This window comes from Streptosporangium sp. NPDC006013 (genome assembly GCF_040614275.1).
Taxonomy (GTDB): Bacteria; Actinomycetota; Actinomycetes; order Streptosporangiales; family Streptosporangiaceae; genus Streptosporangium.
Genome location: NZ_JBEXUE010000010.1, coordinates 35,169 through 58,536 on the forward strand (window position 1 = coordinate 35,169; position 23,368 = coordinate 58,536).

Here is a 23,368-nt window from a genome sequence, read left to right on the forward strand (position 1 = left end):
GCCCCGCGCGGCCACCTCACCACCAGGCGGGCGGGTGCTCGCCGTTCTCCGGAGGCGGGCTCGACCAGTACGGCGAGACGCCACCGACGGTGCCGGGGGGCCGGAGATAGGTCAGGCGGCCGAAGGCGCTGTCCATCTCCTCGATCAGATCGGTGACGTCCGGCTCCGGGGTGGCCGCGCCGTCGATCCGGCCGAGGCCGTCCAGCCATCGCGCGGTCCCCGCCAGGGAGAGCTCAACCCTCCAGGAGCCTCCCTCGGCGGACCGGCGGAGCAGGGCGGCCATCGCCCCGAAAGCGGCCAGGTAGCCGGTGGCGTGGTCGAGGACCTGGGCGGGAAGCGGATGCGGCCGCGATCCGTCACCACCCTCGTGCGCGATGCCGCACGCCATCTGCACCAGGCTGTCGAACCCGCGCCGGAGCGCCCACGGCCCACGTCCCCCGTACGCCGAGACGTCCACGCAGACGATCCCCGGCCTGATCGCCGCCAGTTCCCCGGGGCCGAACCCCAGTGATTGGAGAGCCCCCGGCCGGTAGGACTGCACGAGCACGTCCGCCCCGGCCACCAGGTCGCGCAGCGCGGCGCTCCCGGCCGTCGTCCTCAGGTCGAGGTGACAGGACCGCTTGCCGAACGCGGTGCCGATCACCAGCCCCGGCACCTCGGGAAGGTGCCCGGCGCCCACCCTGAGCACCTGGGCGCCGTGGGCCGCCAGCGTGCGTGTCGCCACCGGCCCCGCGATCACCCTGGTCAGGTCGAGCACCCGAACCCCGTCCAGCGGCCGCCCTCCTCCCCTCCTCGGGGCACGGGTCCGCCCACCGCCGGAGTCTCCGAACCGGGTCAGGCCGACGAGCGGCGACCTGGCGACCTGGCGGGCCTGGGGGTGCTCGCGCCATTCGGCACGGCTGCGCATGGCCGCGGCGCATCCTCCCGCGGCCGTCACCGACTCCTCGACCTCGACGGCGGCCCGGCCGGCGCAGGCGCGCACGACGGCGCCCCGGCCCGCGGCCGGGGGAAGTCCCAGCGCCGCGAGAGCCGCGTCCCGGTGGTGGTCGAAGTTGCAGTGCAACCGGACCCAGCCATCGGCGGCGCGGTAGTCACCCGAGAGGGGGGCCCACAGCTCCCCGGCGACTCCGTCGATCCTGAAGTGGCGCTCGTCTCTGAAGGCCGCTGCCGCCTCCCGTACGTCCACCGCCGCCTCACTCCCGCCTCCCCCGAGCGCCGCGGCCGCCGCGGTGGCGGCTCCGACGGCGACGGCGGCGGCGGCGCCCACCCGGAAGACGGAAGGCAGCACCGGATCATCCCCGGTCACCCGTACCGGCGGCAGCTCGACCCCCGCCTCGGCCGCCAGCTCGCGAATACGTTCTTCGACCACGCGATCCCTCCACACCCTCGGCCGCCTATCCACAGAATCCAGTTCGGCCCATATCCGCCGCACCGCTGGTCCGCATGCTCGCAGGCATGAGACCCTTCTCCACCATCGGACTGCGAGCCGTGCTCTGCTCGCTGATCCTGGCCACTCCGGTAGCCGGCGCCCAGCACGCGACCCCTCTCGCATCCCCCGGCGGAGAAACCGGCGGAGAGACCGGCCGCGGGGCCGCACTCGGCATGGCGGGGGCGACGCGTCCGGGCGAGGCGCCCGCCCCCTCTCCACTCTGGGGATGGCCGCTCGCCGGGCGACCACGAGTGCTCAGGGGGTTCGCGCCACCGGCGCAGCCGTGGCTGGCCGGCCACAGGGGCACCGACCTCGCCGCGTCACCCGGAGCCGAGGTGCGTGCCGCGGGAGCCGGAACGGTCGGCTACGCGGGCCCGCTCGCGGACCGTGGAGTGGTGACCGTGCTCCACTCCGGCGGCCTGCGGACGACCTACCTGCCCGTCCAGCCCTCGGTGGGACGCGGGCGGGCGGTGGCCACCGGCGAGGTGATCGGCGTCCTCCAGGACGTCCCCGGGCACTGCCCCACCGCCTGCCTGCACTGGGGGCTGCTCCGCGACCGCGCCTATCTCGACCCCCTGCTCCTCCTCGGTCACGGCCAGGTCCGCCTGCTCCCCCTGTGGCCCGGCCGGGATCTCGCCGGCCGTCCCGCGCAGCGGTGATCGCCGATGGGCACGCCGGTGCTCGTCCCTGACGGATGCCGAGGCGGCCTTTTCCCCGGGCAGGCCTCCCGCCTCCCTGCCCGGGGAAAAGGCTAACCACCGAAAGGACGATCGGCCCGGAGACGCCAGCCCTGAGAGACACGCTCGACGTAGCCCGCGGCGGCCAGGCCGCCGAGGCAGGAGAGCACGGTCTCCAGGTCGACGCCCGCGGCGACGGCTATCGTCGCCGGCCCCATGCCGATCCGGGTGGGCATGGCCTCGACGACCTTCCTGCTCTCCGGGTCGAGCCGGTCACGGGGGAGCACCGGCCCGCGCGCCTCTGGGGCCAGGTCGGTGCCCATCGTTCCGGCGAGCTCGATCACCTCCTCGGCACCGGTGACGCAGATGGCTTTGCCCTGGCGGATCAGCCGATGGCACCCCGCCGAAGCATCCGAGGTCACCGGGCCCGGCACCGCGGCCAGCTGCCGGTTGAGCGCGACCGCGTGCCCGGCGGTGTTGAGCGCCCCGCTGCGCACGGCGGCCTCGACGACCACGGTGCTCCGTGACAGGGCCGCGATGAGACGGTTCCTGACCAGAAACCTCGGCCGGGTCGGGTGCGCGCCCATGGGGCATTCGCTGACCAGCACCCCCTGCGCCCGAACGGCCGCGAACAGTTGCTGGTGCGCGCTGGGATAGGCGACGTCGGCGCCACAGGCGAGCACGACGACCGTCGGTGCCTCACCGGCGAGCGCGCCGCGGTGGGCGGCACCGTCGATGCCGTAGGCGCCGCCGGAGACGACCCCCCATCCCCGCTCGCTCAGTCCCGCCCCGAGCTCCGCCGCCACGTGCGTGCCGTATGGCGTGGCGGCCCGGGAACCGACGACCGCGACGGACCTGAGGCAGGAGAATCGCAGGTCGGCGTCACCGTGCAGCCAGAGCGCATGGGGCCGGGAGTCTCCCAGGTCATCCAGCTGGCTCGGCCACTCGGCGTCGCCGGGAATCACCAGCCTGGCGCCTATCCGCTCGCCCTCGGCCAGATCACGCTCGGGGTCGGCCGTCTTCAGCCGGGCTGCCCAGGACGCGACCATCCGGTCGAACCTGCCCGCGAGCCGTCCGTCCCACCCGGCCCTCCTGCCACCGTCCGCCCCTGAGGCACCGGCTGAGACACCATCGGACGCACCGGCCCCTCCCCCACGCCGGTCCGGGCCCCTGTCGTACAGATTCCCGCCGTACGGACCGGAGCCCCCGTCGCAGGGACCGGGGCCTCCAGCCGGGCGACCGTGGATGTCGGCGAACCATCGGGTGAAATCCGCGTCCGCGGCGCCCTCCCGGACCAGGGCGACGGCGGCCTGTGGACCGCGTAGGGCGACGAGCGCGCCCATCGCGGTGTCACCCGGTTCGGCCAGGCGCATCAGGGTGAGCCGCGCGAGCCTGTCGTTCAACGTTCCTCCCCCAGCCACAGCCCGAGGGCGGAGTTGGTCTCGTGCGGCTCCGGCCGGTCCTTGCCGGCGAGATCGGCCAGGGTCCAGGCCAGTTTGATGATCCGATCAAGACCCCGGGCGCTCAGCAGGCCGCTGTCGAGATGCCGGAGCAGCGGTGACATCGCCGCGGGCGGCGGCCGGTATTCGGCATGGAGGGCGCGGGCGGGCATCTCCGCGTTGCAGCGCCACGGCGTGTTCGCGAACCGCTTGGCGGCGCGCTCACGGGCGAGCAGCACCCGCTCCGCCACCACCCTGCTGGGCTCGATGAAGCGGCGGTCGGCGAGGAGTTCACGCCGGGTCGACCTGAAGAGGCTGACCTTGACGTCCACCCGGTCGAGCAGCGGGCCGGAGAGCCTGGCGAGATAGCGACGGCGGGCGGCGGGAGCGCACGCGCACGGATCCTTGGGGGTGGAGGGCCGCGCGCACGGGCACCTGTTGGCCGCCAGCACCAGCGCGAACCTGGCGGGAAAGGTCACCGCCCCCAGCGCCCTGGAGACCGTCACCCGGCCCGATTCGAGCGGCTGCCTGAGCGCGTCGAGAACGGTCGTCGAGAACTCGGGGGCCTCATCGAGAAAGAGCACTCCCCGGTGGGCCAGCGAGACCGCACCAGGGCGGATCATCCCGCTGCCCCCACCGATGACGGACGCGACGGTCGCGGTGTGGTGTGGCGCCACGAACGGCGGGCGGACCAGCAGCGGGCGGTCCCTGGGCAGCACTCCGGCGACCGAGTGTATGGCGGTCACCTCCAGGGCCTGATCCCACTCCAGGGCCGGAAGCAGGGTCGGCAGCCGCTCGGCGAGCATGGTCTTGCCGGTGCCGGGAGGACCGAGCATCCAGAGGTTGTGGCCACCGGCGGCGCAGACCTCCAGCGCGCGGCGGGCGACGGGCTGCCCGGCGACGTCTCCCAGGTCGGGACCGTCCTCGGCGCCGCCGGCGGCACTGTCTCCCAGGTCGTGCCCGGGGACGGCCTCGCCGGGACATCCCGACGGAAGCGGGCGCGCGGCCCGGTGACCGGGATCTCCGGCGCCGTCCAGGACGCCTCCCGGCGGCTCGCCGCTTCGCAGCCCGCTCACCAGCGCGCCCAGGGTGGTCGCGGGGATCACGGTCACGCCCGGCACGAGGCCCGCCTCGGCGGCGTTGCGCGCGGGGACGACGACGGTGCGGGCACCCGCGGCGACGGCCGCCAGCACCGCGGGGAGAACGCCCCTCACCGGCCTCACCGAACCGTCGAGACCCAGCTCACCCAGGAAGAACGGCTCGGCGACCCTGGCCGCAGGCACGAATCCGGCCGCCGCGAGCAGGGCCATCGCGATCGCCAGGTCGAAGATGCTGCCCCGCTTGGGCAGGCTGGCGGGAAACAGGCTGACGGTGATCCGGGCGTCGGGCCACGCGTACCGGCTGTTGACCAGCGCGGAGCGGACCCGGTCGCGGGCTTCGCTCAGCGCGGTGTCCAGCATTCCGATCAGGTGCAGACCCGCGACACCGCTGCCGATGTCGGCCTCGATCTCGACGAGACGGCCGGTCACCCCGACCAGGGCGACGCAGCGCGTGCGTGCGACGGCCACTCACCTCACCTCCCACGGAGCGGAATGTGGGGAGCGAATGATCCAGGACAGGCCAGGAGACATCAGCACACCCCCCGCTCGTGGCGGATGGCGAAATCCCCGGCGAACCGCTCAAGGGCGACGACGTCGACGCGGATCGCGTCGAACCCCTCCTGGTGCTCGGCGACCCATCTGGCCACGAGCATGCGCAGGCGCGCGATCTTCGCATCGGTGACCGCCTCGAAGGCGGTGCCGTGACGGCGGCCGGAGCGGGTCTTCACCTCCACCGCGACGAGCGTGCGCCCCTCTCGGGCGACGACGTCGATCTCCCCGTCCGGGCATCGCCAGTTGCGATCCAGGATCTGCAGGTCATGCGCGAGCAGATAGTCGACGGCGACCTGTTCGCCGTACCTGCCGAGCTCATCCTTCGCGGCCATGGAACCACCTCCGGTTCCCGACCTTCGCTCAGCTCACCGCGCCCCCGACGAGCCGAACGGGACTCTGTGGACAACCGGCCGGACACCAGGCGCGCCTGTGGACGACGCCCCGGCCCGCGGACAGCGTTCTCGCAGCTCAGCAATGGTCAAAAAGCCGCAAAGCCCCTCAGGAGGAGAAGCCCTCCTTCGGCATCTCCAGATCGGGTTTGGCGAGCTCCTCGACGTTCACGTCCTTGAAGGTCACCACGCGGACGTTCTTGACGAACCTCGCGGGCCGGTACATGTCCCAGACCCAGGCGTCCTGCATCTTCACGTCGAAGAACACGTCGCCGTTCTCGGCGGTCCGCACGTCGAGATCGACGGAGTTGGTGAGATAGAAGCGCCGCTCAGTCTCCACGACGTATGTGAACAGGCCGACAACGTCGCGGTACTCACGGTAAAGCTGCAGCTCCATCTCGGTTTCGTACTTCTCGAGATCCTCTGCGCTCATACCGGTCCTCCTGTTAAACGCACACCCCGGCCCGCCCGATCAGACGCACCGGCCCCCAGTTCATTCTCACCCATCACCTCGCCCGCTCCTGACCGTGCCACCGTCGAGAACGAAAAGCGGTGGTCCGGACACGGACCGTAGGTGCTGAGAGCCCTGCGATGATCGACGGTGCCATACCCCTTGTGCACGGCGAATCCGTACCGGGGATGACGTTCGTGCAACGCGACCATCATCTCGTCCCGCGTCACCTTGGCCACGATCGAGGCCGCCGCGATGCAGGCCGCGACCTGATCTCCCTTCCACACCCCCAATGACGGCATGGGCAACCCGGGAACGGGGAACCCGTCGGTGAGAACGTAGCCGGGCTGACGGGGAAGTCGTGCCACGGCCCTGCGCATTCCGTCGATGTTGGATCTGTGCAGGCCGCGGGCGTCGATCTCACCCGGCGGGATCACCATCACGCTCACCGCCTCCGCGGTCGCCGTGATCCGCTCGTACAGCGACTCACGGCGGGAGGCCGTCAGCTGCTTGGAATCACCCAGGCCGTCGATCCGGCCGCCCAGCACCACGGCGGCGACCACCAGAGGCCCGGCACAGGCGCCACGGCCCGCCTCGTCGACCCCCGCCACGGGACCGAGCCCGCGGCGGTCAAGGGCCCGCTCGTAGCCGTACAGCCCTAAATCGCGCCGGACCACGCTGGGCCTGGGGCGAAACGCAACCGTCATGACACCTCGGGTGACACAGCGACCATGACCAGAGAGTACGCCCCCTCCGGTGCATTCGGTACCGCTATCTCACCTTGAGAAAGCTCTCCGGCCTCGAAAGGATCGTGGCCCTGGAGAACGGCCAGTAGATCGCCACCGCACGGCCGACGACGTCGTTCTCGGAGATCGTGCCCTCCTCCTTCCGCTCCTCGTGGGCGCGCGAGTCGGCGGAGGCGGTGCGGTGGTCGCCCATGACCCACAGTCTCCCGGCGGGGACCACCTTCTCGAACGCGTCCCCCGAGGGGAAGTCGCCGGGGTACAGGTAGGAGCCCTCTTCGAGCGGCACTCCGTTGACCGTGATCCGCTTCTTGGCGTCGCAGCACTTCACCGTGTCACCACCGACCGCGATGACCCGCTTGATGGTGTCCTCGTCGTTCCAGCCCTTGAAAACCACGATGTCGCCACGCTCGGCGTCGCCGTGCAGTTTGTTGACGACCACCCGGTCACCCACCTGAAGGGTGTTCTCCATCGACTCCGACGGGATCCAGAACGACTGGAAGACGAAGGCCTGCAACAGCAGCGCCACCACCACCCCGCACACCAGCAGGAACAGCGACTCGCGCAGGTTGCCGCCCTTACCGGACTTCTTGTTCTTGTCAGCCTCGGGTTCCACGGTCATGAGGTCCGGCTACCGCCTTGAAAGCCGGCGACGACGCCACAGCACCAGCGGCACGGCGCCTGCGAAGCCCGCGAGGAACGGGGCCGCGCCTCCCACGGCCGCGGCGGCTTTGAGAGCCGGCTGACCGAAGGTGTCGGGAATGGGAATGGTCGTGGCCCTGGAGAACGGCCACACGATCACGAAGGCCCGGCCGATCACCTTGTCCACCGAGATCGTCCCGCCGCCGGGATCGCCCAGGTGGGAGCGGGAGTCGAGGGAGACCAACCGGTGGTCGCCCATCACCCACAGGCGGCCCTCGGGGACCTTGGCCTCGAAGAACCTCTGGGACGGCACGTCACCCGGGTAGAGGTAGTCCTCGTCGAGGGGGACCCCGTTGACCGTCACCCGGCCCTGGGCGTCGCAGCACTTCACCGTGTCGCCGCCGACGCCGATGACCCGCTTGATGTAGTCCTTCTCGCCGGGGACCACGCCGAAGGCGGTTCCGACCCAGCGGAAGAACCCCGCGACCGGGTTGGACGGCTCCTCAAGGTCGATCTCGGGATCCCAGGAGTCGACCCCGGAGAACACCACCACGTCGCCGCGTTCGATGTCCCGGACGCGGTAGACGAGCTTGTTGACCAGGACCCGGTCGTTCGTGAGGAGGGTGTTCTCCATCGACTCCGAAGGAATGTAGAACGCCTGGATCACGAAGGTCTTGATTATGAGAGCGAGCACCACCGCCACGACGATCAGAACGGGCAGCTCCTTCCAGAAGGAGCCCTTCTTCTTGCCCTTGTCGCTCTTGGCGTTCTTCTGGGTGTCTTCGGCGACCACGTCCACCTCGTCCTCGACAGGTCGACGCGAGACTGCGCCGTACTCCCGGTCTTCGCTAGTCATCGCTGACGAGCCTAGATGATGGGCGGCACCAAGTGGTCGAGTGACGGGGTACCGCATAGCCATGCGTATTGCCATAGGAGGTCAAACCTCCTTACATGCGACTGGCCCGCTCCCCGGAAAAGAGGACGCGGGCCAGGGCGGCGACTACCGCGCGCCTAGCGGGCCTCGCGCTTCTCGCGGATACGGGCGGCCTTGCCGCGCAGGTCACGCATGTAGTAGAGCTTGGCCCGGCGGACGTCGCCACGGGTCACGAGGACGATCTTCTCGATGACCGGGCTGTGCACCGGGAAGGTACGCTCGACGCCGACGCTGTAGCTGACCTTGCGAACCGTGAAGGTCTCGCGGGCGCCACCGCCCTGGCGGCGAAGGACGAAGCCCTTGAAGACCTGGACACGGGACCTGCTGCCCTCGATGACCCGGACGTGGACCTCAAGCGTGTCACCGGGCCGGAAGCTCGGGATGTCGGTGCGGAGCGCGGACTTCTCGAGCTCGCTGATCAGCGTGTGCATGGCAGTTGGTACCTCATTGTGAAGCGCACCCGGAGGTCCATCCGGCCGCGACGGAGCGGCGTCGTGATGGACACGCGTGCTGAAATGGATTGTGTCTCGGAGCCGGCCGCAATGAGACCGGCCCGGGGGCCGGGAAGGCAGTCGGCGGCAACGCTTCAGTTTGCCATATTTTCCCGACCGACCGGAAATCAGCCGGTCGATGCGGCCGGTCACGGTGACGGGACAGGTCAGGGAGCCGGGCCGACGGGGCCGGTCCCGGGCAGGTCGAGCTCGGACAGCAGCCGCCTGTCGTGCTTGTCCAGACTCTGCGGGGCGAGCTCCGCCAGCAGTTCGGGCCGGTTCCTCGCGGTACGGCGCAGTGCCTGGTCCCGCCGCCACCGGGCGATCTTTCCGTGATGCCCGGAGAGCAGGATCTCCGGCACCTCGTGCCCCCGCCACTCGGGCGGCTTGGTGTAGACGGGACCTTCGAGAAGGTTCTCCATCGCGCCGGGCGCGAAGGAGTCGTCCACGGCCGAGTGGACGTTGCCGAGCACGCCCGGCAACAGCCGCCCGATGGCCTCGATCATCACCAGCACGGCCACCTCGCCTCCGGCGAGCACGTAGTCCCCGATGCTGACCTCGTCCACGCGCATGCGCGCGCCGTACTCGGCCATCACCCTGGAGTCGATGCCCTCGTAGCGGGCAGGGGTGAACAGCAGCCAGGGCTCGGCGGCGTACTCCATCGCCAGCTTCTGGGTGAAGGGCACACCGCTGGGAGTCGGCACGATCATCCGCGGCAGGGCCACGGGGTCCGCGGCGAGGACCTCGTCGAGGGCCTCTCCCCAGGGCTCGGGCTTCATGACCATGCCGGGGCCGCCCCCGTAGGGTGTGTCGTCCACCGTGCGGTGCACGTCGTGGGCGTGGTCGCGGAGCTGGTGGAGACGGACGTCGAGGATGCCGCGCTCGCGGGCCTTGCCGATGAGGGAGACGTCGAGGGGGGCGAAGTACTCGGGGAAGATCGAGATGACGTCGACGCGCATGTCAGACGATCTCGTCCGGATCGAGCAGTCCCACCGGGGCGTCCACGACGAGGATGCCCTTCTCAAGGTCGATCACCGGGACCAGTGCCTTGACGAACGGCACGTAGACCTCCGCCTTCCCACGCCGTACGACGAGCAGGTCCTGGCCGTGGTGGAGCACGTCGGACACCTCGCCCACCCGCTCGCCGTCGGGCTTGACCACGGCGAGGCCGATGAGCTGGTGATCGTAGAACTCGTCGGGATCGTCGGACGGCGGGATGTCCGCCGAGTCGATGACGAGCATGGTGCCGCGGAGCTCCTCGGCGTGGTCGCGGTCGCTCACACCCTCGAACCTGACCAGCAGGATGCCCGAATGCCAGCGGCGGGACTCGACGACCAGTGGGCCGGCCGAGGCGGGGTCGGTGGCCAGGGCGGTGCCCGGGGCGAAGCGCCTGTCAGGCTCGTCGGTGCGCACCTCCACGGACACGTCTCCGCGGAGTCCGTGCGGGCGACCGATCCGCCCTACGACGAGCTGCACGCCCGCCTCCTCACATAGTGGTGCCGGTGGAAAGCAGACGGGCCACCCGCGCTGGGCGGGTGGCCCGTTCGCTCGATTGGACGCGTCCGGCGGCTAGCGGGCCTCGTTCAGGTCGAGCAGATCGACCCGGACGTACTTGCCGTCGCCGAGGGCGTTCACGACCGTGCGAAGCGCCTTGGCCGTACGGCCACCGCGGCCGATAACCTTACCGAGGTCCTCGGGATGCACCCGGACCTCAAGCACACGCCCGCTGCGGATGCGGCGAGCGTGAACCTGGACGTCGTCGGGATATTCGACGATGCCCTTCACCAGGTGCTCGAGGGCCTCCTCAAGCACCTCAGGCCTCGCCTTCCGGCTTCTCCTCGGCGGCCGCGGTGGGCTCAGCCGGGGCCTCGGCGGGGGCCTCTTCAGCCTTGGGAGCCGCCTTGCGGGTCGACTTCTTCGGCGTGGTGGCGGCTTCCAGAGACAGCGCCTCCTTGGCCGCGGCCTCGTAGACGGCGTGGCGGTCGGCCTTGGGCTCGGCGACCAGGAGCGGAGCCGGAGCCGACTCGCCCTTGAACTTCTGCCAGTCGCCGGTGAGCTTGAGGAGCTTGAGGACGGGCTCGGTCGGCTGCGCGCCGACACCCAGCCAGTAGGCCGCCCGCTCGGAGTTGACCTCGATGCGCGAGGGGTTCTCCTTCGGGTGGTAGAGGCCGATCTCCTCGATCGCCCGGCCGTCACGCTTGGTGCGGCTGTCGGCGATGACGATGCGGTACTGCGGGTTGCGGATCATGCCGAGCCGCTTGAGCTTGATCTTGACTGCCACTGGTGTGGTCTCTCCTGCATTAGAGCGTGGGTGAACGGTGTCTCATCGAGTGGGGCACGAGGAGAGGACCGATCGAGGGACAGGCATGGCACGCGGGAGTGAGAGGGCAACCACGTGTCACGATGTTCCAACATGTCATTGTGCCAGACGCGCGGGGGTGCCCGGCCAATCCACGGCCATCCCCCGCGGCGGCCGGAGGGCAAATCTCGGTAATCCACGTGTGTCCGGGCCCCCGGCGGGTCCGGCCTGCTGCGCTAAATGGCCGCCGTGGCAACCACCCTCAGATCTCTGCTGCTGACCGCGACCGGATCCATCACCGTGCTGGGAGCGGTGCTGACCATCAGGGCGACCCCTGCCGGTCAGGCCGACGCGCCTCCGGCGTCCGCCCCGTCCCCTGCCGTAACCCCGGGAACCGGCCACGACAGTATCCCCTGGGTCCCCTGGGCCCCCTGGCCGTCTCACGTCCCACGAGGAACGTCCGTGCCTCCTCAGACCCCGCTCCTGCCCGGGGCTCCGGCGCGGCCGGGAGCACCCGCCCCGCCGGAGACCCTCGAACCGCCGGGGACCGCCTCGCGGCTCGGAGCCCCCGTCCTGCCCGAGGCGCCGATCCTGCCGGGAGCCGCCCAGCCGCCGGAGATTCCCGCACCCCCGGGAGCACCCGTGCGGTCTGTGTACCCGCCGTACGATCCGCCGTACGATCCGCCGGCCGGGATGCCGTGGTGGGAGCGCTACTTCGGACGTACCCCGAGCAGTTCGAGCACGGCCACCAGGATGAACCCCGCGACGATGATCACCCAGATCCATCTGGCACGCGCGTGGAAGGGGCCGTCGCTCATTTCTGACCGGGGAGCTTGAACTTCGAGGGGTCGAAGCCCGGCGGCAGCTCCAGGCCAGGAGGCAGCTGCTGCCGGGAACCGAGCTTGCCGAGGAGTCCGTTCCCCGTCGGGGCCGCGGGCTCGCCGGACTTGTCGGGGGCGGCCTTGCCGAGCGCCGCCTTGCGCGGGTCGCCGCTGACCCTGCGTCCCTTGGCCGCCTTCTTCTGCGCGGCCTTGGCCCCCTTGCGACCGCCGGGCATGCCGGGGATGCCCATGCCGCCGGCCATCCGCTTCATCATCTTCTGGGCGTCGAAGAAGCGGGTGACCAGGCCGCTCACCTCGGTCACCGTCACACCGGAGCCCCTCGCGATACGGGCACGGCGTGAACCGTCGATCATCTTCGGATTGTGACGCTCGGCGGGGGTCATGGAGCGGATGATGGCGGCGATGCGGTCGAGGTCGCGGTCGTCCACCTGGTTGAGCTGATCACGCATCTGCCCCATGCCGGGCATCATGCCGAGCAGGTTCTTGATGGGGCCCATCTTCTGGACCATCATCATCTGCTCGAGGAAGTCCTCCAGGGTGAAGCCCTCGCCCGAGGTGAGCTTGCTCGCCATCTTGGCGGCCTCGGCCTCGTCGAAGGTCTTCTGGGCCTGCTCGATCAGGGTGAGGATGTCACCCATGTCGAGGATGCGGGAGGCCATCCGGTCCGGGTGGAAGGCGTCGAAGTCCTCGAGCTTCTCACCGGTGGACGCGAACATGATCGGCCTGCCGGTGATGTGGCGGACCGACAGTGCGGCGCCACCGCGGGCGTCGCCGTCGAGCTTGGTCAGCACGACGCCGTCGAAACCGACGCCCTCCATGAACGCCTGGGCCGTGCTGACGGCGTCCTGGCCGATCATCGCGTCGACGACGAACAGCACCTCGTCGGGCGAGACCGCGTCGCGGATGTCCGCCGCCTGCTTCATCAGCTCCTGGTCGATGCCCAGGCGGCCCGCGGTGTCGATGATGACGATGTCGTGCTGCTGCCGCTTGGCGTGGTCGATCGACTGGCGGGCCACCGCGACCGGGTCGCCGACGCCGTTTCCCGGCTCGGGCGCGTAGACCGCGACGCCCGCGCGCTCGGCCACGACCGAGAGCTGCTGTACCGCGTTGGGCCGCTGGAGGTCGGCGGCGACCAGCAGCGGCGTGTGGTTCTGCTCACGCAGCCAGCGGGCGAGCTTGCCGGCCAGGGTCGTCTTGCCCGCGCCCTGCAGGCCCGCGAGCATGACGACGGTCGGCGGGTTCTTGGCATAGCGGAGCCGCCGGGTCTCGCCGCCGAGGATCTCGATGAGCTCGTCATTAACGATCTTGACGACCTGCTGCGCCGGGTTCAGCGCCTGGGAGACCTCGGCGCCGCGGGCGCGCTCCTTGACCTGGGCGACGAACGCCTTGACCACGGGCAGCGCGACATCGGCCTCGAGGAGCGCGATGCGGATCTCGCGGCAGGTCGCGTCGATGTCGGCCTCGGAGAGCCGACCCTTGGATCGAAGGGAGGAGAAGACCGATGTCAGCCGGTCGGAAAGCGTCTCGAACACGTGATTGGCCAGCCTCTGCGCTACAGGTCTGCGACTCGACCTCCCAGCCTATCCGCTGGGAGGTGCGACTGACGCCCTCCCGCGGTCAGCGGCCCCAGCCGGGAACGGCCATCCGCACGGTGAGCGCGTGCTCCACAAGCGTGATGAGCGTGGCCTTCACCGCGTCGCGCGAGCGGGCGTCGGTCCTGGAGATGGGGATGTGCGGCGCCAGCGTCAGCGCCTCGCGTACCTCCTCCTCACCGTGCAGGTAGGTGCCGTCCCACCCGTTGACCGCGACGACGAAGGGGAGCTTGGCCTCCTCGAAGTAGTCGATCGCCGGGAAGCTGTCGGCCAGCCGCCGGGTGTCGACGAGCACGATCGCGCCGATCGCGCCGCGGACCAGGTCGTCCCACATGAACCAGAACCGGTGCTGGCCGGGCGTGCCGAACAGGTAAAGGATCAGGTCGCGGTCCAGCGAGACGCGGCCGAAGTCCATCGCGACCGTGGTGGTGGTCTTGTTCGGAGTGAGGCCGAGATCGTCGATCCCGGCGCTGGCGTCGGTCATCACCGCCTCCGTGGTCAGCGGCAGGATTTCCGACACCGCCCCCACGAACGTGGTCTTACCGACACCGAATCCCCCGGCGACGACGATTTTCGTCGATGTCAGGCCGCCGCCGCGGCTAGAGCCTGCGAAGTCCACTGAGCACCCTTTCCAGCAGGTTGAGATCCGGCTTGCCCGCGTCCAGCTGAGGCTGATGCAGCTGGATCAGACCCTCGGCGGCCATGTCGGCGACCAGGATCCGGGTCACGCCGAGCGGGATGCGGAGCATCGCGGAGATCTCAGCGACCGAACGCACTTGCCGGCACAGGGCACTGATCGCCTGATACTCCGGGGTGCGGGTGGATAAATCGTGATGTATGGAGGTCGCCGAGGAGACCAGGGCCTCCAGGGCGAGTTGGGTCCGGGGGGCGGTGCGCCCCCCGGTCACGGCATACGGACGGACGAGGGAGCTCTGCTCCGACGGCGCCGGCTGCATGAGATGCGAGGGACCCCCCTGTTGCCGGTGGGGGTCGTCCATCGAATGGTAGGGAAACCCGCTGTGCGGGTTTCCCTCACCGGTCCAGCCGCGGCCTGCCACGACAGCCTCCTAGCGTCATCGCCGTCACCGTGAGTGGGAAGACTGCAGTTCCGCGCGAACGGCCGGGGTCAGCACCTGGCCTGCCCGCTCGACGAGCATCGTCATCTGGTAGGCCACCAGTCCCATGTCACAGTCGGCGGCGGCCAGCACCGCCAGACAGGAACCGTCACTGATGGACATGATGAGGAGCAGCCCTCGTTGCATCTCCACCACGGTCTGGGTGACCGCACCGCCTTCGAAAACCCGTGAGGCGCCCTGGGTCAGGCTGATCAGGCCGGCCGCGACCGCGGCCAGCTGGTCCGCCCTGTCCCTGGGAAATCCGTCGGAATACGCCAACGGCAGACCGTCCGCCGACACGACGACTGTGTGCGCCACGCCTGGGACGTTGTTCACAAAGTCAGTGATCAGCCAATTGACCCCCCGGGCGGCCTGGCTCATTTCGCGCACGTGTCATCCTCCTTGGCGACCATGATGAGCTCGCTCACCGGTCCTCCTTGTTTCCTTCAACGTCCCGGCCGAAGTCGGGATACGGCCGTCCGTCCGCGGCGCCCCTGGCGGCCGCGCGGCCCTGTCGTACGCCCTGCTGGAAGCTGGCCAGCCTGTTGCGCACCGCCTCCGGGGAGACTGTCGGCCGGAGTGCGGGAGTTTGGGGAGCCGCGCTCAGGTCGGGCGCGGCCGTGCCGGGCACCAGGTTCGCCTTGGGCACCCGCTTGGGCAGCCCGGAACCGGTGATCCCGCCGAGTGAGGGCTCGCTGGCGGCCTTGGCCGCCTGCCAGCCCACGTCGGCGGGTGACGACCAGCCGGTCCCCTGCGTGGGGGCGGCCTGCTGTGAGAGCTGGACGGTCTCCTGAACGGCCTGGGCCGGCCGGGCCGGTTCGACCTCCTCGACCCGTTCCTCGGCGGCCTGGACCGGATCGATCTTCCTGAACCAGTCGGACTCGACGGCCGCGAAGATCGGCAGGAACTCCTCCTTCGCCTCTTCCATGGGCGAGGAGTCGGGGATCACCGGCAGCGGGCCGGTGTTGTCCGCCGCGTCGAACGGGCGCCGCCCGAACGGACCGGAGTTGCCGGTGGACGGCCAGCCTCCGGAGTCGCCGCCGCGGAACGAGGAGCTCGACCAGACGTCGGAGCCGCCGTCCCTGCTCTGCCCGCCGGGCCAGACGGGGGCGTCACCGCGCGCGGGCGCGCTCGGTCCCCCGGACCACATTCCGGTGTCGCCTCTGGACGGGCTGCCCTGGCCCTGATGCCACGCGGTGGGGTCGGGCTGGGAGGCGTCCGGCCAGCCGGGGGTGGCGCCGGGCGGCGGAAGCTGTCCCGGCCACGGGGTGTCGACGGGTGCCTGCCCGAACTGGCCGCCTCCGAAGGGAGGCTGCGAGGCCTCGAAGGAGTTGAACTGCTGCCCCAGGTCGAAGGAGGCGAACGAGTTCTGGTGGGCGGCCTCGAACGAGGCGAAGGACGGCATCTGGGGAGCCGCGGGGCTGGCCAGCACGGGCGGGCGGTCCATGGAGGCCGTGGATCCGGCCCAGTCTCCGCCCTGCGACATGGCACCGGGCGCGCCTCCCGGGCGGGCGGTGACGGCGAGCAGGTTCTCCGGGAGCAGGACCATGGCGGTCAGGCCGCCGCTGTCCTGCTGCCTGAGCTGGACTCGGACGCCGTGCCGCAGGGCAAGGCGGCCGACCACGAACAGGCCCATCCGGCGGGAGACCGAGACGTCCACCACCGGCGGGTTGGCCAGTCGCCAGTTGGCCTGGGCGAGCTCCTCGGCGGTCATACCGATGCCGATGTCGGTCACCGAGACCATCACGCCACCGCCGTCGATGCGGTTGCTGGAGACGATGACCTTGGTCTCCCGGGGGGAGAAGGAGATCGCGTTCTCCACGAGCTCCGCGATCAGGTGGACGACGTCGTTGACGGAGGTTCCGGCCACGGCCACGCCCGCGGACAGCTGCAGGTCGACCCGCTCGTAGTTCTCGACCTCCGACAGCGAGGCGCGGACCACGTCGATGAGCGGGACCGGCTGGCTCCACCGGCGGGCGGGCTCCTGACCGGCGAGGACCAGGAGGTTCTCCGAGTTGCGGCGCATGCGGGTGGCGAGGTGGTCGAGGCGGAAGAGGCTGCCGAGCCGGCCCTCGTCCTGCTCGCCCTGCTCCAGGTTCTCGATGAGGGAGAGCTGGCGCTCCACCAGGGTCTGGCTGCGCCGGGAGAGGTTGACGAACATCGAGTTGACGTTGCTCCGCAGCGTGGCCTCCTGGCCCGCCAGCCGCACGGCCTCGCGGTGGACCTCGTCGAAGGCCCTGGCCACCTCACCGATCTCGTCGTCGGAGGCGACACCGATCGGGGTGATGTCGGTGGTCGAGACCTCGCCGCTCTCGCGCATGCTCTGGACGGTCTCGGGGAGACGCTGGCCGGCGATGGACAGCGCCTCGGTACGGAGCCTGCGCAGCGGCCTGACCAGCGACCGCGCCATGACCGCGGTGATGATCAGGACGAGGATGAGCAGCAGCACGCTCAGCCCGGCGGCGATCAGCGCTCCGCGCTGCTCCGACTCCTGCAGGACCCGGCTCTGCGTGATGAGGGTGTCGGCGACCTGCTCCTCCACGGTGCGCATGCGCTCGACGATGTCGCTGGAGGCGTCGAACCACGTCGTCTGGTCACCGAGTCCGGTCCTGGAGACGTCGACGTTCCTCAGCGGCTGACCGTTGAGGGCCAGCACGATGGCGCGGGCGCGCAGTGCCGCCGCGCGGTCCTTCTTCTGGCTGCTGACCGTGTCGTCGTAGAGCTGGCGCTGGGCGACCGAGGCCTCGGAGCGGAAGGTCGCGAGCTCGCTGTCGAACTGCGCCCGGGCGGCCAGCATGGCGTTGAGGCCTTCGGCGCTGAACCCCCTGACGGCGAGGGCGATGGCGAGGTTCACCCGCTCCCTGGACGCCTGTTCCTTGGCCCTGGCCAGCGCGGCGAACGCGGCCGCGCCGGCGGTGATCTCCTGGTCCGCGACGCCCTGAATGATCTCGTCGTGCAGAGCGAGCAGGTCCGCGATGGTACGGGAGTACGCGGCGACCATGGGCTGGGCCGGCATCTGGGTGGCCGTCGCCGCGTCACGCAGGCTCTTGAGCTCGTCGATGCGGGCGCGGATCTGCGTGAGCTCGTCCCTGCTCCGGGTGCTGAACGCCTCAACGATGCCGCTGTCACTGATGACGCCGTCGATGCGGGCGCGCACCTCGCGGGCGACGCCGTCGACGCTCTCGTACTGCTTGCGCAGATTCGACTTGCCGGTGCTCAGACGCCCCTGTGCCACGTACCGGGCCGACAGGTCCCGCTCAAGCTGCAGCTCGTCGGCCAGGTTGCTCAGGCCCGCGGTGAGTTCGGCGGTGGTACGCACGCGCTCGTACTCGGCGGCGCTGCTGATCGAGGTGGTGACCCGCAGGCCGCCCAGCACGATCGCGGCGGCCGTGGGGATGACGATGAGCGCGATCAGTCGCGACCTCACCCGCCAGTTCTTGAGCGCGAGCTTGCCGCCGTTCCTCGCAGACCTCTCGGAGCCGGAGCCGTCTGAGCCCTGACCCGGGCCGCTCTGCGGCTGCCCCCCCTGATTGTCGAATCCCAGGGCAGGTGCCAGCCCGGATTCGCGTTCGCTGGGGATTGACGCTGTCCTCACTGGCCTCCGCTGCCTCTCCTCGGATCGTCTGCTTGGAGGGGATCGCGTCACGCAATGATGTGCTAGTGACGCCGACGCATCCATGGGGTAGGGGTTATTGGAGCACAGCCGGATGAGTTCGGCCAACAGCACATAACTCGCATTTCCCACCGAACGGGCACACCGCACCCGTAACCGGGCGATGACTCTCCGCCCTGTAACCACAAACTTCCACAAAGTTGCGAAACAGATTTATTGACATCTTTGCTTATGCCCGCTATGCGGACCTATCTGTTGATTGTTACGGATGTGGTAACTGGGTGGCGTATGCCTGCTTTGTAGCTTCGGGGCGATAGGGGCGAAAGGGGTGATATTTGTAATTTGACTGATCTACTCCGCTACTCTGATCCGCGGTCGGCAAACCCCCCCTTGACCAACATGCCTCCCGGGACCCCCTCCATGTCGCCCGATGAGTTACCGCGAGTTCCGGCAGGGGCGGTCAAATGCAGCTAATGCAGCTAAGGAGACCCATGAGGTTCACACTTGCGAGCCGGGCCGTCATCGCAGGAGTCGCAGCCGCCCTGGTGCTGAGCGCCTGCGGAGGTTCCGACAAGTCCACTGACACCACCGCCGCGAACGCGGGTGGCCTGGAGAAGACCCAGATCAAGATCGGCGCACTGCCGATCCCCGACTCGGCCGCGCTCTACATCGCCAAAGATCGGGGCTTCTTCAAGGAGCAGGGTCTCACCGTCGACATCGAGCCGGTGGTCGGCGGAGCCCAGGCCCAGCAGGCCCTCGTCGGCGGATCCCTGGACGCCACCCAGACGAACTACGTCTCGGCCTTCCTCGCCGTCGCGGCCGGCAACAAGATGAAGATCATCTCGGACCTCTACCAGGCCGCTCCGAACTCGTTCAACATCATGGTGCCCAAGGACTCGTCGATCAAGACGCCCGCCGACCTCAAGGGCAAGAAGATCGCGGTCAACAGCCTCAAGAACATCGGCACCCTGGCGGTGACCACGGTGCTCAAGACGCACGGCCTCACCGAGAACGACGTGCAGTTCCTGGAGTTCCCCTTCCCCGAGATGGGCGCCCAGCTGGCCAGCAAGACCGTCGACGCGGCCTGGATGACGGAGCCGGCCCTGACCGCGGTGCAGAAGAACCTCGGCGCCCAGAAGCTCGCCGACACGATGGTCGACTCCACGGCGGACTTCCCCATCGCCGGCGTGGTCGTCATGGAGAACTTCGCCACCGATAACCCCAACACCGTCGCCGCCTTCCAGCGGGCGATCGCCAAGGCCCAGCAGATCTCCGCCACCGACCGCAAGGCCGTCGAGCAGATCCTGCCGACCTACACCAAGATCGACGCCGCGACCGCCGCCGTCATCACCCTCGGCTCCTTCCCCACCAGCCTTGACGAGACCCGCCTGCAGCGCGTCGCCGACCTGATGGTCGAGCAGGGCTACCTGAAGAGCCCGATCCAGGCCAAGACCATCCTTCCCGGCAACCTCGGGTGACACGGCGCAACCCGCTCGACAACAGACTGCTCTGCGGCGCCCTCGGCGTCGCGGGGCTGTTCTGCGTCATGGAGGTCGCGGGCCGGACCGGGCTGATCGACCCGCTCGTGTTTCCGCTGGCCTCCACGGTGCTCGGTCGAGCAGCCACGCTGGTGACCGACGGAGAGTTCCTCTCCGACGTCACCTCGACCCTCGGGGCCTGGGCTCTTGGACTGCTGTTCACCGTCGCGCTCGCCGTGCCCGCCGGGTTCCTGCTCGGCAGCCTGCCCCGGGTGGAGAGCGCGCTCCGGCCGATCCTTGAGTTCCTGCGCCCGATCCCGTCGATCGCGCTGATCCCGCTGGCGCTCGCCGTGTTCTCCGACAGGTTCGACATGAAGGTCACCCTGATCGTCTACGCGGCGACCTGGCCCGTCCTGATCAACACGATGTACGGCCTCAAGGACGTCGACCCGCTCGCCAAGGAGACCCTCCGCAGCTTCGGGTTCGGGAAGTCGGCCGTGCTGTGGCGCGTCTCCCTGCCGAGCACGGCGCCCTTCATCGCCACCGGTGTCCGGCTGGCGTCGGCGATCGCGCTCATCGTGGCGATCAGCGCGGAACTGCTCGGCGGCGGCGCCCAGGGCATCGGCAGTTACGTCCTGGAGAGCGGCGGCAGCGCGGACGCGGTGGAGTACATCATCGCCGCCGCCATCTGGGCCGGGATCATCGGCGTGGTCACCAACAGCCTGTTCGTGCTCGCGGAACGGCGGATCTTCCGCTGGCACACCGCCCGTACGGAGGTGGTCTGATGAACGGCCTGCTGCGCGGCGTGGTCCGGCTGTGGCCGGTGCCCGTCGTGCTGCTGCTGTGGGAGCTGCTCACCCGCGGCATCGAGATGCTGAGCTTCCCGCCGCCGTCGCAGATCGCGACCAGCATGTACACGATGTGGCTGACCGGCCCCGCGGAGCGGCTCTGGTTGACCGAGGCGGCGCTGACGAACATCCCCGCGAGCATCGGCCGGCTGCTGGCCGGGTGGGTGCTGGCCGGGGTCGTCGGGATCGTCCTCGGAGTCGCCCTGGGCCGCTCCCCGCTGCTCTTCCGCTTCATCGACCCCCTGGTCCAGTTCGCCCGCGCCATCCCGCCGCCCATGCTGCTGGCGTTCTTCATGGCGTTGTTCTCCATCGGCCCCCGGATGCAGATCAGCTTCATCGCGTTCGGCATCGTCTGGCCGGTCCTGATCAACGCCTCCGAGGGGGCACGGCAGGTCGACCGCCAGCATCTGGACACCGCCAGGGTCTTCGGGCTGTCGGGCGGTGAGCGGCTGTTCCGGATCATCCTGCCCTCGGCCATGCCGAAGATCTTCGCCGGACTCCGGGTCAGCCTGTCACTGGCGCTGATCCTCATGGTGCTCTCCGAGCTGGTCGGCAGCACCGACGGGATCGGCTTCCAGCTTCTGGACGCCCAGAGGTCATACGACTTCTCCAGCGTGTGGGGAACCATCGTGGTGCTCGGCGTCCTGGGATACGTGTTCAACTCGGCGTTCCTGGCGGCCGAGCGACGTGTCCTGTCCTGGCACCGCTCCGCCAAGCAGACGACCTGAGGACCTGCTGTGCTTGAGATCACGAATCTGTCCCACACCTACGGCAGCGGACCGACCGCCCACAACGCGCTGGGTGGCATCGACCTGAAGGTCGCCCAGGGTGAGCTGGTGTGCATCGTCGGCCCCTCCGGATGCGGCAAGTCCACCCTGCTGCGCTCCATCGCGGGGCTGCTCCGGCCCAGTGGCGGCCAGGTCACGCTCAACGGCGCCCAGGTCGAGCAGACCCCCGACAACCTGGCCGTGGTCTTCCAGGACTACAGCCGCTCCCTGTTCCCCTGGATGTCGGTGGTCGAGAACGTCTCGCTCCCGCTGCGCCGCAGGGGAATGGACAAACGGCAGCGCGGGCAGGCGGCGATGGAGGCGCTGGAGGAGGTCGGCCTGGACAGCGCCGCGGCCAAGTACCCGTGGCAACTTTCCGGGGGCATGCAGCAGAGGGTGTCCATCGCCCGCGCCCTGGCCTACCGCCCGGCCCTGTTGCTGATGGACGAGCCCTTCGGCTCCGTGGACGCCCAGACCCGCGAGGACCTGGAAGACCTGACCCTGCGGGTCCGCAACCTGCACAACATGACCATCGTGCTGATCACCCACGACATCGACGAGAGCGTCTACGTCGGTGACCGCGTCGTGGTCCTGTCCAAGGCCCCTGCCGGGATCGTCGGTGACCTGCGCGTGGACCTGCCGGGACCGCGCGACCAGATCACCACCCGCGAGCACCCCGACTTCGTGCACCTGCGCGCCGAGGTCGGCCGCCTGGTGCGCGGCATGCGGAGCCCGTCGGCCTCGACCTCCTGAGGCCCGATCTTCAAAAACGCCTGCCGGAACCCGAACCGCTCCCCGCCCGAGCACGCGGGTCCGGCGCGCACGCTGCCGGGGCGTGGTGGTCCCCCCTCAGGGCCGCACGCCGCAGAGAGAGGATTTTCATGAGCGACCCACAGGCACTGGTATGGGATGCGATCGGTGGCGTCTCCCGTTTCGCCGCCCTGGCCACGATGGCCGAACTGGACTGCGCCGACCACCTGCGAGACGGCGCCCTGAGCGTTGACGAGCTCGCACTGCGCTGCGGCGCCGACGCCTCCGCGCTCGGCAGGGTGCTCCGCGAGCTCGCCGCCATGGGCATGGTCGCCACCGCGGCGCCCGGCACCTACGAGCTGACCGAGGCGGGTGTCACCCTCCGCACCGACGTGCCCGGCTCGCTCCGCTCCGCCGTACGGATGATCGTCGAGGATGGCTTCTGGTACGGCATGGGCATGCTCCCGCAGACCGTGCGCACCGGCAGGTCGGGCTTCGTCGAGCGGCACGGGCACCTCTACGGCTACCTGAAGGCCAACCCCGGGGCCGGTGCGCTGTTCAACGACTACATGGTGGTCAGGGCCCGGCCGTTCGCGGACGCCGTGGCCTCCCACTACGACTTCTCCGGGGTGCGAACCCTGGTGGACGTGGCCGGCGGCAAGGGGCACATCCTGGCCGCCGTTCTGAAGGCCCACTCAGATCTGGACGGGGTGCTGTTCGACCAGAAACAGGTGGTCAGCGCGGCCAGGGAGTTCTTCGCCGAGGCCGGCCTTGAAGACCGGTGCAAATTCGTGGACGGCGACTTCTTCGTCTCGGTACCCGCCGGGGCGGACGCCTACCTGCTGAGCAGTGTGATCCACAACTGGTCCGACGAGGACTCGGTGCGAATTCTGCGCAATGTCAGGGAGGCCGTATCCGACGACGGCCGAGTGCTCCTGGTGGAGGCCGTGGTGCCGGACGACGACAGGTCGCACATCAGTAAGGACATCGACATGCGAATGCTCGCCCTTTTCGGCGAGGGCATGGAGCGCAGCACCTCCGAGTACGCCGAACTCCTGGGCAAGTCCGGTTTCCGGCTCAACCGGCAGGTGGAACTGCCCGGCGGCGCCTCAATTGTTGAGGCCCTGCCTATTTAGGGGCTGATATGGGGCCGGCGTAAAGGCCGACATCGGGCTCGCGAAAAAAGCGGCGGCCGGTGACGTGAGGTTCACGTCACC

Annotated in this window: 24 protein-coding genes; 6 read left to right on the plus strand and 18 right to left on the minus strand. The window is 69.7% G+C overall.

Annotated elements, in window-relative coordinates; all coding sequences use genetic code 11:
• Window positions 1–16 precede the first annotated feature (16 nt).
• Window positions 17–1,369, minus strand: a complete 1,353-nt coding sequence (locus ABZ260_RS03130) for a CoA transferase (RefSeq protein WP_355612268.1) — start codon at window positions 1,367–1,369, stop codon at window positions 17–19.
• A gap of 86 nt (window positions 1,370–1,455) precedes the next feature.
• Here ABZ260_RS03130 and ABZ260_RS03135 point away from each other — a divergent pair, with 86 nt between their 5' ends.
• A complete protein-coding gene (locus tag ABZ260_RS03135; protein WP_355612271.1) occupies window positions 1,456–2,088 on the plus strand; it encodes a M23 family metallopeptidase in 633 nt (210 codons plus the stop codon).
• 92 nt (window positions 2,089–2,180) lie between these two features.
• Here ABZ260_RS03135 and dprA read toward each other — a convergent pair whose 3' ends face one another.
• From dprA to ABZ260_RS03220, 17 genes are all read right to left on the minus strand, one after another.
• Window positions 2,181–3,509, minus strand: coding sequence for a DNA-processing protein DprA (dprA, locus tag ABZ260_RS03140; RefSeq protein WP_355612274.1), 1,329 nt, complete (start codon window positions 3,507–3,509; stop codon window positions 2,181–2,183).
• The gene (locus ABZ260_RS03145; RefSeq protein WP_355612277.1) at window positions 3,506–5,113 is read right to left on the minus strand and encodes a YifB family Mg chelatase-like AAA ATPase; all 1,608 of its coding nucleotides are present in this window, start codon (window positions 5,111–5,113) and stop codon (window positions 3,506–3,508) included. The genes dprA and ABZ260_RS03145 overlap by 4 nt, the downstream gene beginning before the upstream one ends.
• A 62-nt stretch (window positions 5,114–5,175) precedes the next feature.
• Window positions 5,176–5,529, minus strand: coding sequence for a YraN family protein (locus tag ABZ260_RS03150; protein WP_350924013.1), 354 nt, complete (start codon window positions 5,527–5,529; stop codon window positions 5,176–5,178).
• A 166-nt stretch (window positions 5,530–5,695) separates the two neighbouring features.
• The gene (locus tag ABZ260_RS03155) at window positions 5,696–6,019 is read right to left on the minus strand and encodes a DUF2469 domain-containing protein (protein ID WP_030511723.1); all 324 of its coding nucleotides are present in this window, start codon (window positions 6,017–6,019) and stop codon (window positions 5,696–5,698) included.
• The gene (locus tag ABZ260_RS03160) at window positions 6,016–6,744 is read right to left on the minus strand and encodes a ribonuclease HII (RefSeq protein WP_355563563.1); all 729 of its coding nucleotides are present in this window, start codon (window positions 6,742–6,744) and stop codon (window positions 6,016–6,018) included. Before ABZ260_RS03160 ends, ABZ260_RS03155 begins: the two co-directional genes overlap by 4 nt.
• A 64-nt stretch (window positions 6,745–6,808) precedes the next feature.
• On the minus strand, window positions 6,809–7,402 hold the full coding sequence (gene lepB, locus ABZ260_RS03165; protein ID WP_355612280.1) for a signal peptidase I: 594 nt from the start codon (window positions 7,400–7,402) through the stop codon (window positions 6,809–6,811).
• A gap of 9 nt (window positions 7,403–7,411) precedes the next feature.
• The gene (gene lepB, locus ABZ260_RS03170; protein WP_355612283.1) at window positions 7,412–8,278 is read right to left on the minus strand and encodes a signal peptidase I; all 867 of its coding nucleotides are present in this window, start codon (window positions 8,276–8,278) and stop codon (window positions 7,412–7,414) included.
• 155 nt (window positions 8,279–8,433) lie between these two features.
• Entirely contained in the window at window positions 8,434–8,787 is a 354-nt protein-coding gene (rplS, locus tag ABZ260_RS03175; RefSeq protein ID WP_355612286.1) for a 50S ribosomal protein L19, read from the minus strand.
• A 227-nt stretch (window positions 8,788–9,014) separates the two neighbouring features.
• Window positions 9,015–9,806, minus strand: a complete 792-nt coding sequence (trmD, locus tag ABZ260_RS03180; RefSeq protein WP_355612289.1) for a tRNA (guanosine(37)-N1)-methyltransferase TrmD — start codon at window positions 9,804–9,806, stop codon at window positions 9,015–9,017.
• 1 nt (window position 9,807) lies between these two features.
• A complete protein-coding gene (gene rimM / locus ABZ260_RS03185) occupies window positions 9,808–10,323 on the minus strand; it encodes a ribosome maturation factor RimM (RefSeq protein WP_355612292.1) in 516 nt (171 codons plus the stop codon).
• 93 nt (window positions 10,324–10,416) lie between these two features.
• Entirely contained in the window at window positions 10,417–10,659 is a 243-nt protein-coding gene (locus ABZ260_RS03190; RefSeq protein WP_030906210.1) for an RNA-binding protein, read from the minus strand.
• Window position 10,660: 1 nt separating this feature from the next.
• Window positions 10,661–11,128 carry a 30S ribosomal protein S16 gene (rpsP, locus tag ABZ260_RS03195; protein ID WP_355612295.1) on the minus strand — a complete coding sequence of 156 codons (468 nt, stop codon included), beginning with the start codon at window positions 11,126–11,128 and terminating at the stop codon, window positions 10,661–10,663.
• 832 nt (window positions 11,129–11,960) lie between these two features.
• On the minus strand, window positions 11,961–13,520 hold the full coding sequence (gene ffh, locus ABZ260_RS03200; protein WP_355612298.1) for a signal recognition particle protein: 1,560 nt from the start codon (window positions 13,518–13,520) through the stop codon (window positions 11,961–11,963).
• A gap of 85 nt (window positions 13,521–13,605) precedes the next feature.
• Window positions 13,606–14,199 (minus strand): ATP/GTP-binding protein, encoded by a 594-nt coding sequence (locus ABZ260_RS03205; RefSeq protein ID WP_350923991.1) that lies wholly within the window; start codon window positions 14,197–14,199, stop codon window positions 13,606–13,608.
• Window positions 14,180–14,578: a DUF742 domain-containing protein gene (locus tag ABZ260_RS03210; protein ID WP_355612319.1), complete on the minus strand. Its 399-nt coding sequence runs from the start codon at window positions 14,576–14,578 to the stop codon at window positions 14,180–14,182. The genes ABZ260_RS03205 and ABZ260_RS03210 overlap by 20 nt, the downstream gene beginning before the upstream one ends.
• 84 nt (window positions 14,579–14,662) lie before the next feature.
• Window positions 14,663–15,076: a roadblock/LC7 domain-containing protein gene (locus tag ABZ260_RS03215; protein ID WP_326646986.1), complete on the minus strand. Its 414-nt coding sequence runs from the start codon at window positions 15,074–15,076 to the stop codon at window positions 14,663–14,665.
• Window positions 15,077–15,119: 43 nt separating this feature from the next.
• Complete coding sequence (locus tag ABZ260_RS03220) at window positions 15,120–18,122, minus strand: nitrate- and nitrite sensing domain-containing protein (protein ID WP_355612301.1); 3,003 nt, start codon at window positions 18,120–18,122, stop codon at window positions 15,120–15,122.
• A 677-nt stretch (window positions 18,123–18,799) separates the two neighbouring features.
• Between ABZ260_RS03220 and ABZ260_RS03225 the strand changes: the two genes are divergently transcribed.
• The 5 genes from ABZ260_RS03225 to ABZ260_RS03245 all read left to right on the plus strand — a co-directional run bounded on the left by ABZ260_RS03225 (window position 18,800) and on the right by ABZ260_RS03245 (window position 23,287).
• A complete protein-coding gene (locus tag ABZ260_RS03225; RefSeq protein ID WP_355612304.1) occupies window positions 18,800–19,786 on the plus strand; it encodes an ABC transporter substrate-binding protein in 987 nt (328 codons plus the stop codon).
• Window positions 19,783–20,571, plus strand: a complete 789-nt coding sequence (locus ABZ260_RS03230; protein ID WP_350923985.1) for an ABC transporter permease — start codon at window positions 19,783–19,785, stop codon at window positions 20,569–20,571. Before ABZ260_RS03225 ends, ABZ260_RS03230 begins: the two co-directional genes overlap by 4 nt.
• Complete coding sequence (locus ABZ260_RS03235) at window positions 20,571–21,362, plus strand: ABC transporter permease (protein WP_355563538.1); 792 nt, start codon at window positions 20,571–20,573, stop codon at window positions 21,360–21,362. Before ABZ260_RS03230 ends, ABZ260_RS03235 begins: the two co-directional genes overlap by 1 nt.
• A 9-nt stretch (window positions 21,363–21,371) precedes the next feature.
• Complete coding sequence (locus tag ABZ260_RS03240) at window positions 21,372–22,154, plus strand: ABC transporter ATP-binding protein (protein WP_355612307.1); 783 nt, start codon at window positions 21,372–21,374, stop codon at window positions 22,152–22,154.
• A gap of 128 nt (window positions 22,155–22,282) precedes the next feature.
• The gene (locus ABZ260_RS03245; RefSeq protein ID WP_355612310.1) at window positions 22,283–23,287 is read left to right on the plus strand and encodes a methyltransferase; all 1,005 of its coding nucleotides are present in this window, start codon (window positions 22,283–22,285) and stop codon (window positions 23,285–23,287) included.
• The last annotated feature ends 81 nt before the right edge of the window (window positions 23,288–23,368 follow it).

Excerpts from the sequence above, each read along its gene's own strand:
- ABZ260_RS03235 (WP_355563538.1), top strand. The coding sequence starts at position 20,571 with ATGAACGGCCTGCTGCGCGGCGTGGTCCGGCTGTGGCCGGTGCCCGTC.
- ABZ260_RS03210 (WP_355612319.1), bottom strand. The coding sequence starts at position 14,578 with ATGGACGACCCCCACCGGCAACAGGGGGGTCCCTCGCATCTCATGCAG.
- ABZ260_RS03215 (WP_326646986.1), bottom strand. The coding sequence starts at position 15,076 with ATGAGCCAGGCCGCCCGGGGGGTCAATTGGCTGATCACTGACTTTGTG.
- ABZ260_RS03135 (WP_355612271.1), top strand. The coding sequence starts at position 1,456 with ATGAGACCCTTCTCCACCATCGGACTGCGAGCCGTGCTCTGCTCGCTG.
- ABZ260_RS03155 (WP_030511723.1), bottom strand. The coding sequence starts at position 6,019 with ATGAGCGCAGAGGATCTCGAGAAGTACGAAACCGAGATGGAGCTGCAG.
- trmD (WP_355612289.1), bottom strand. The coding sequence starts at position 9,806 with ATGCGCGTCGACGTCATCTCGATCTTCCCCGAGTACTTCGCCCCCCTC.
- ABZ260_RS03160 (WP_355563563.1), bottom strand. The coding sequence starts at position 6,744 with ATGACGGTTGCGTTTCGCCCCAGGCCCAGCGTGGTCCGGCGCGATTTA.
- ABZ260_RS03225 (WP_355612304.1), top strand. The coding sequence starts at position 18,800 with ATGAGGTTCACACTTGCGAGCCGGGCCGTCATCGCAGGAGTCGCAGCC.
- rplS (WP_355612286.1), bottom strand. The coding sequence starts at position 8,787 with ATGCACACGCTGATCAGCGAGCTCGAGAAGTCCGCGCTCCGCACCGAC.
- lepB (WP_355612280.1), bottom strand. The coding sequence starts at position 7,402 with ATGACCGTGGAACCCGAGGCTGACAAGAACAAGAAGTCCGGTAAGGGC.
- ABZ260_RS03150 (WP_350924013.1), bottom strand. The coding sequence starts at position 5,529 with ATGGCCGCGAAGGATGAGCTCGGCAGGTACGGCGAACAGGTCGCCGTC.
- lepB (WP_355612283.1), bottom strand. The coding sequence starts at position 8,278 with ATGACTAGCGAAGACCGGGAGTACGGCGCAGTCTCGCGTCGACCTGTC.
- ABZ260_RS03245 (WP_355612310.1), top strand. The coding sequence starts at position 22,283 with ATGAGCGACCCACAGGCACTGGTATGGGATGCGATCGGTGGCGTCTCC.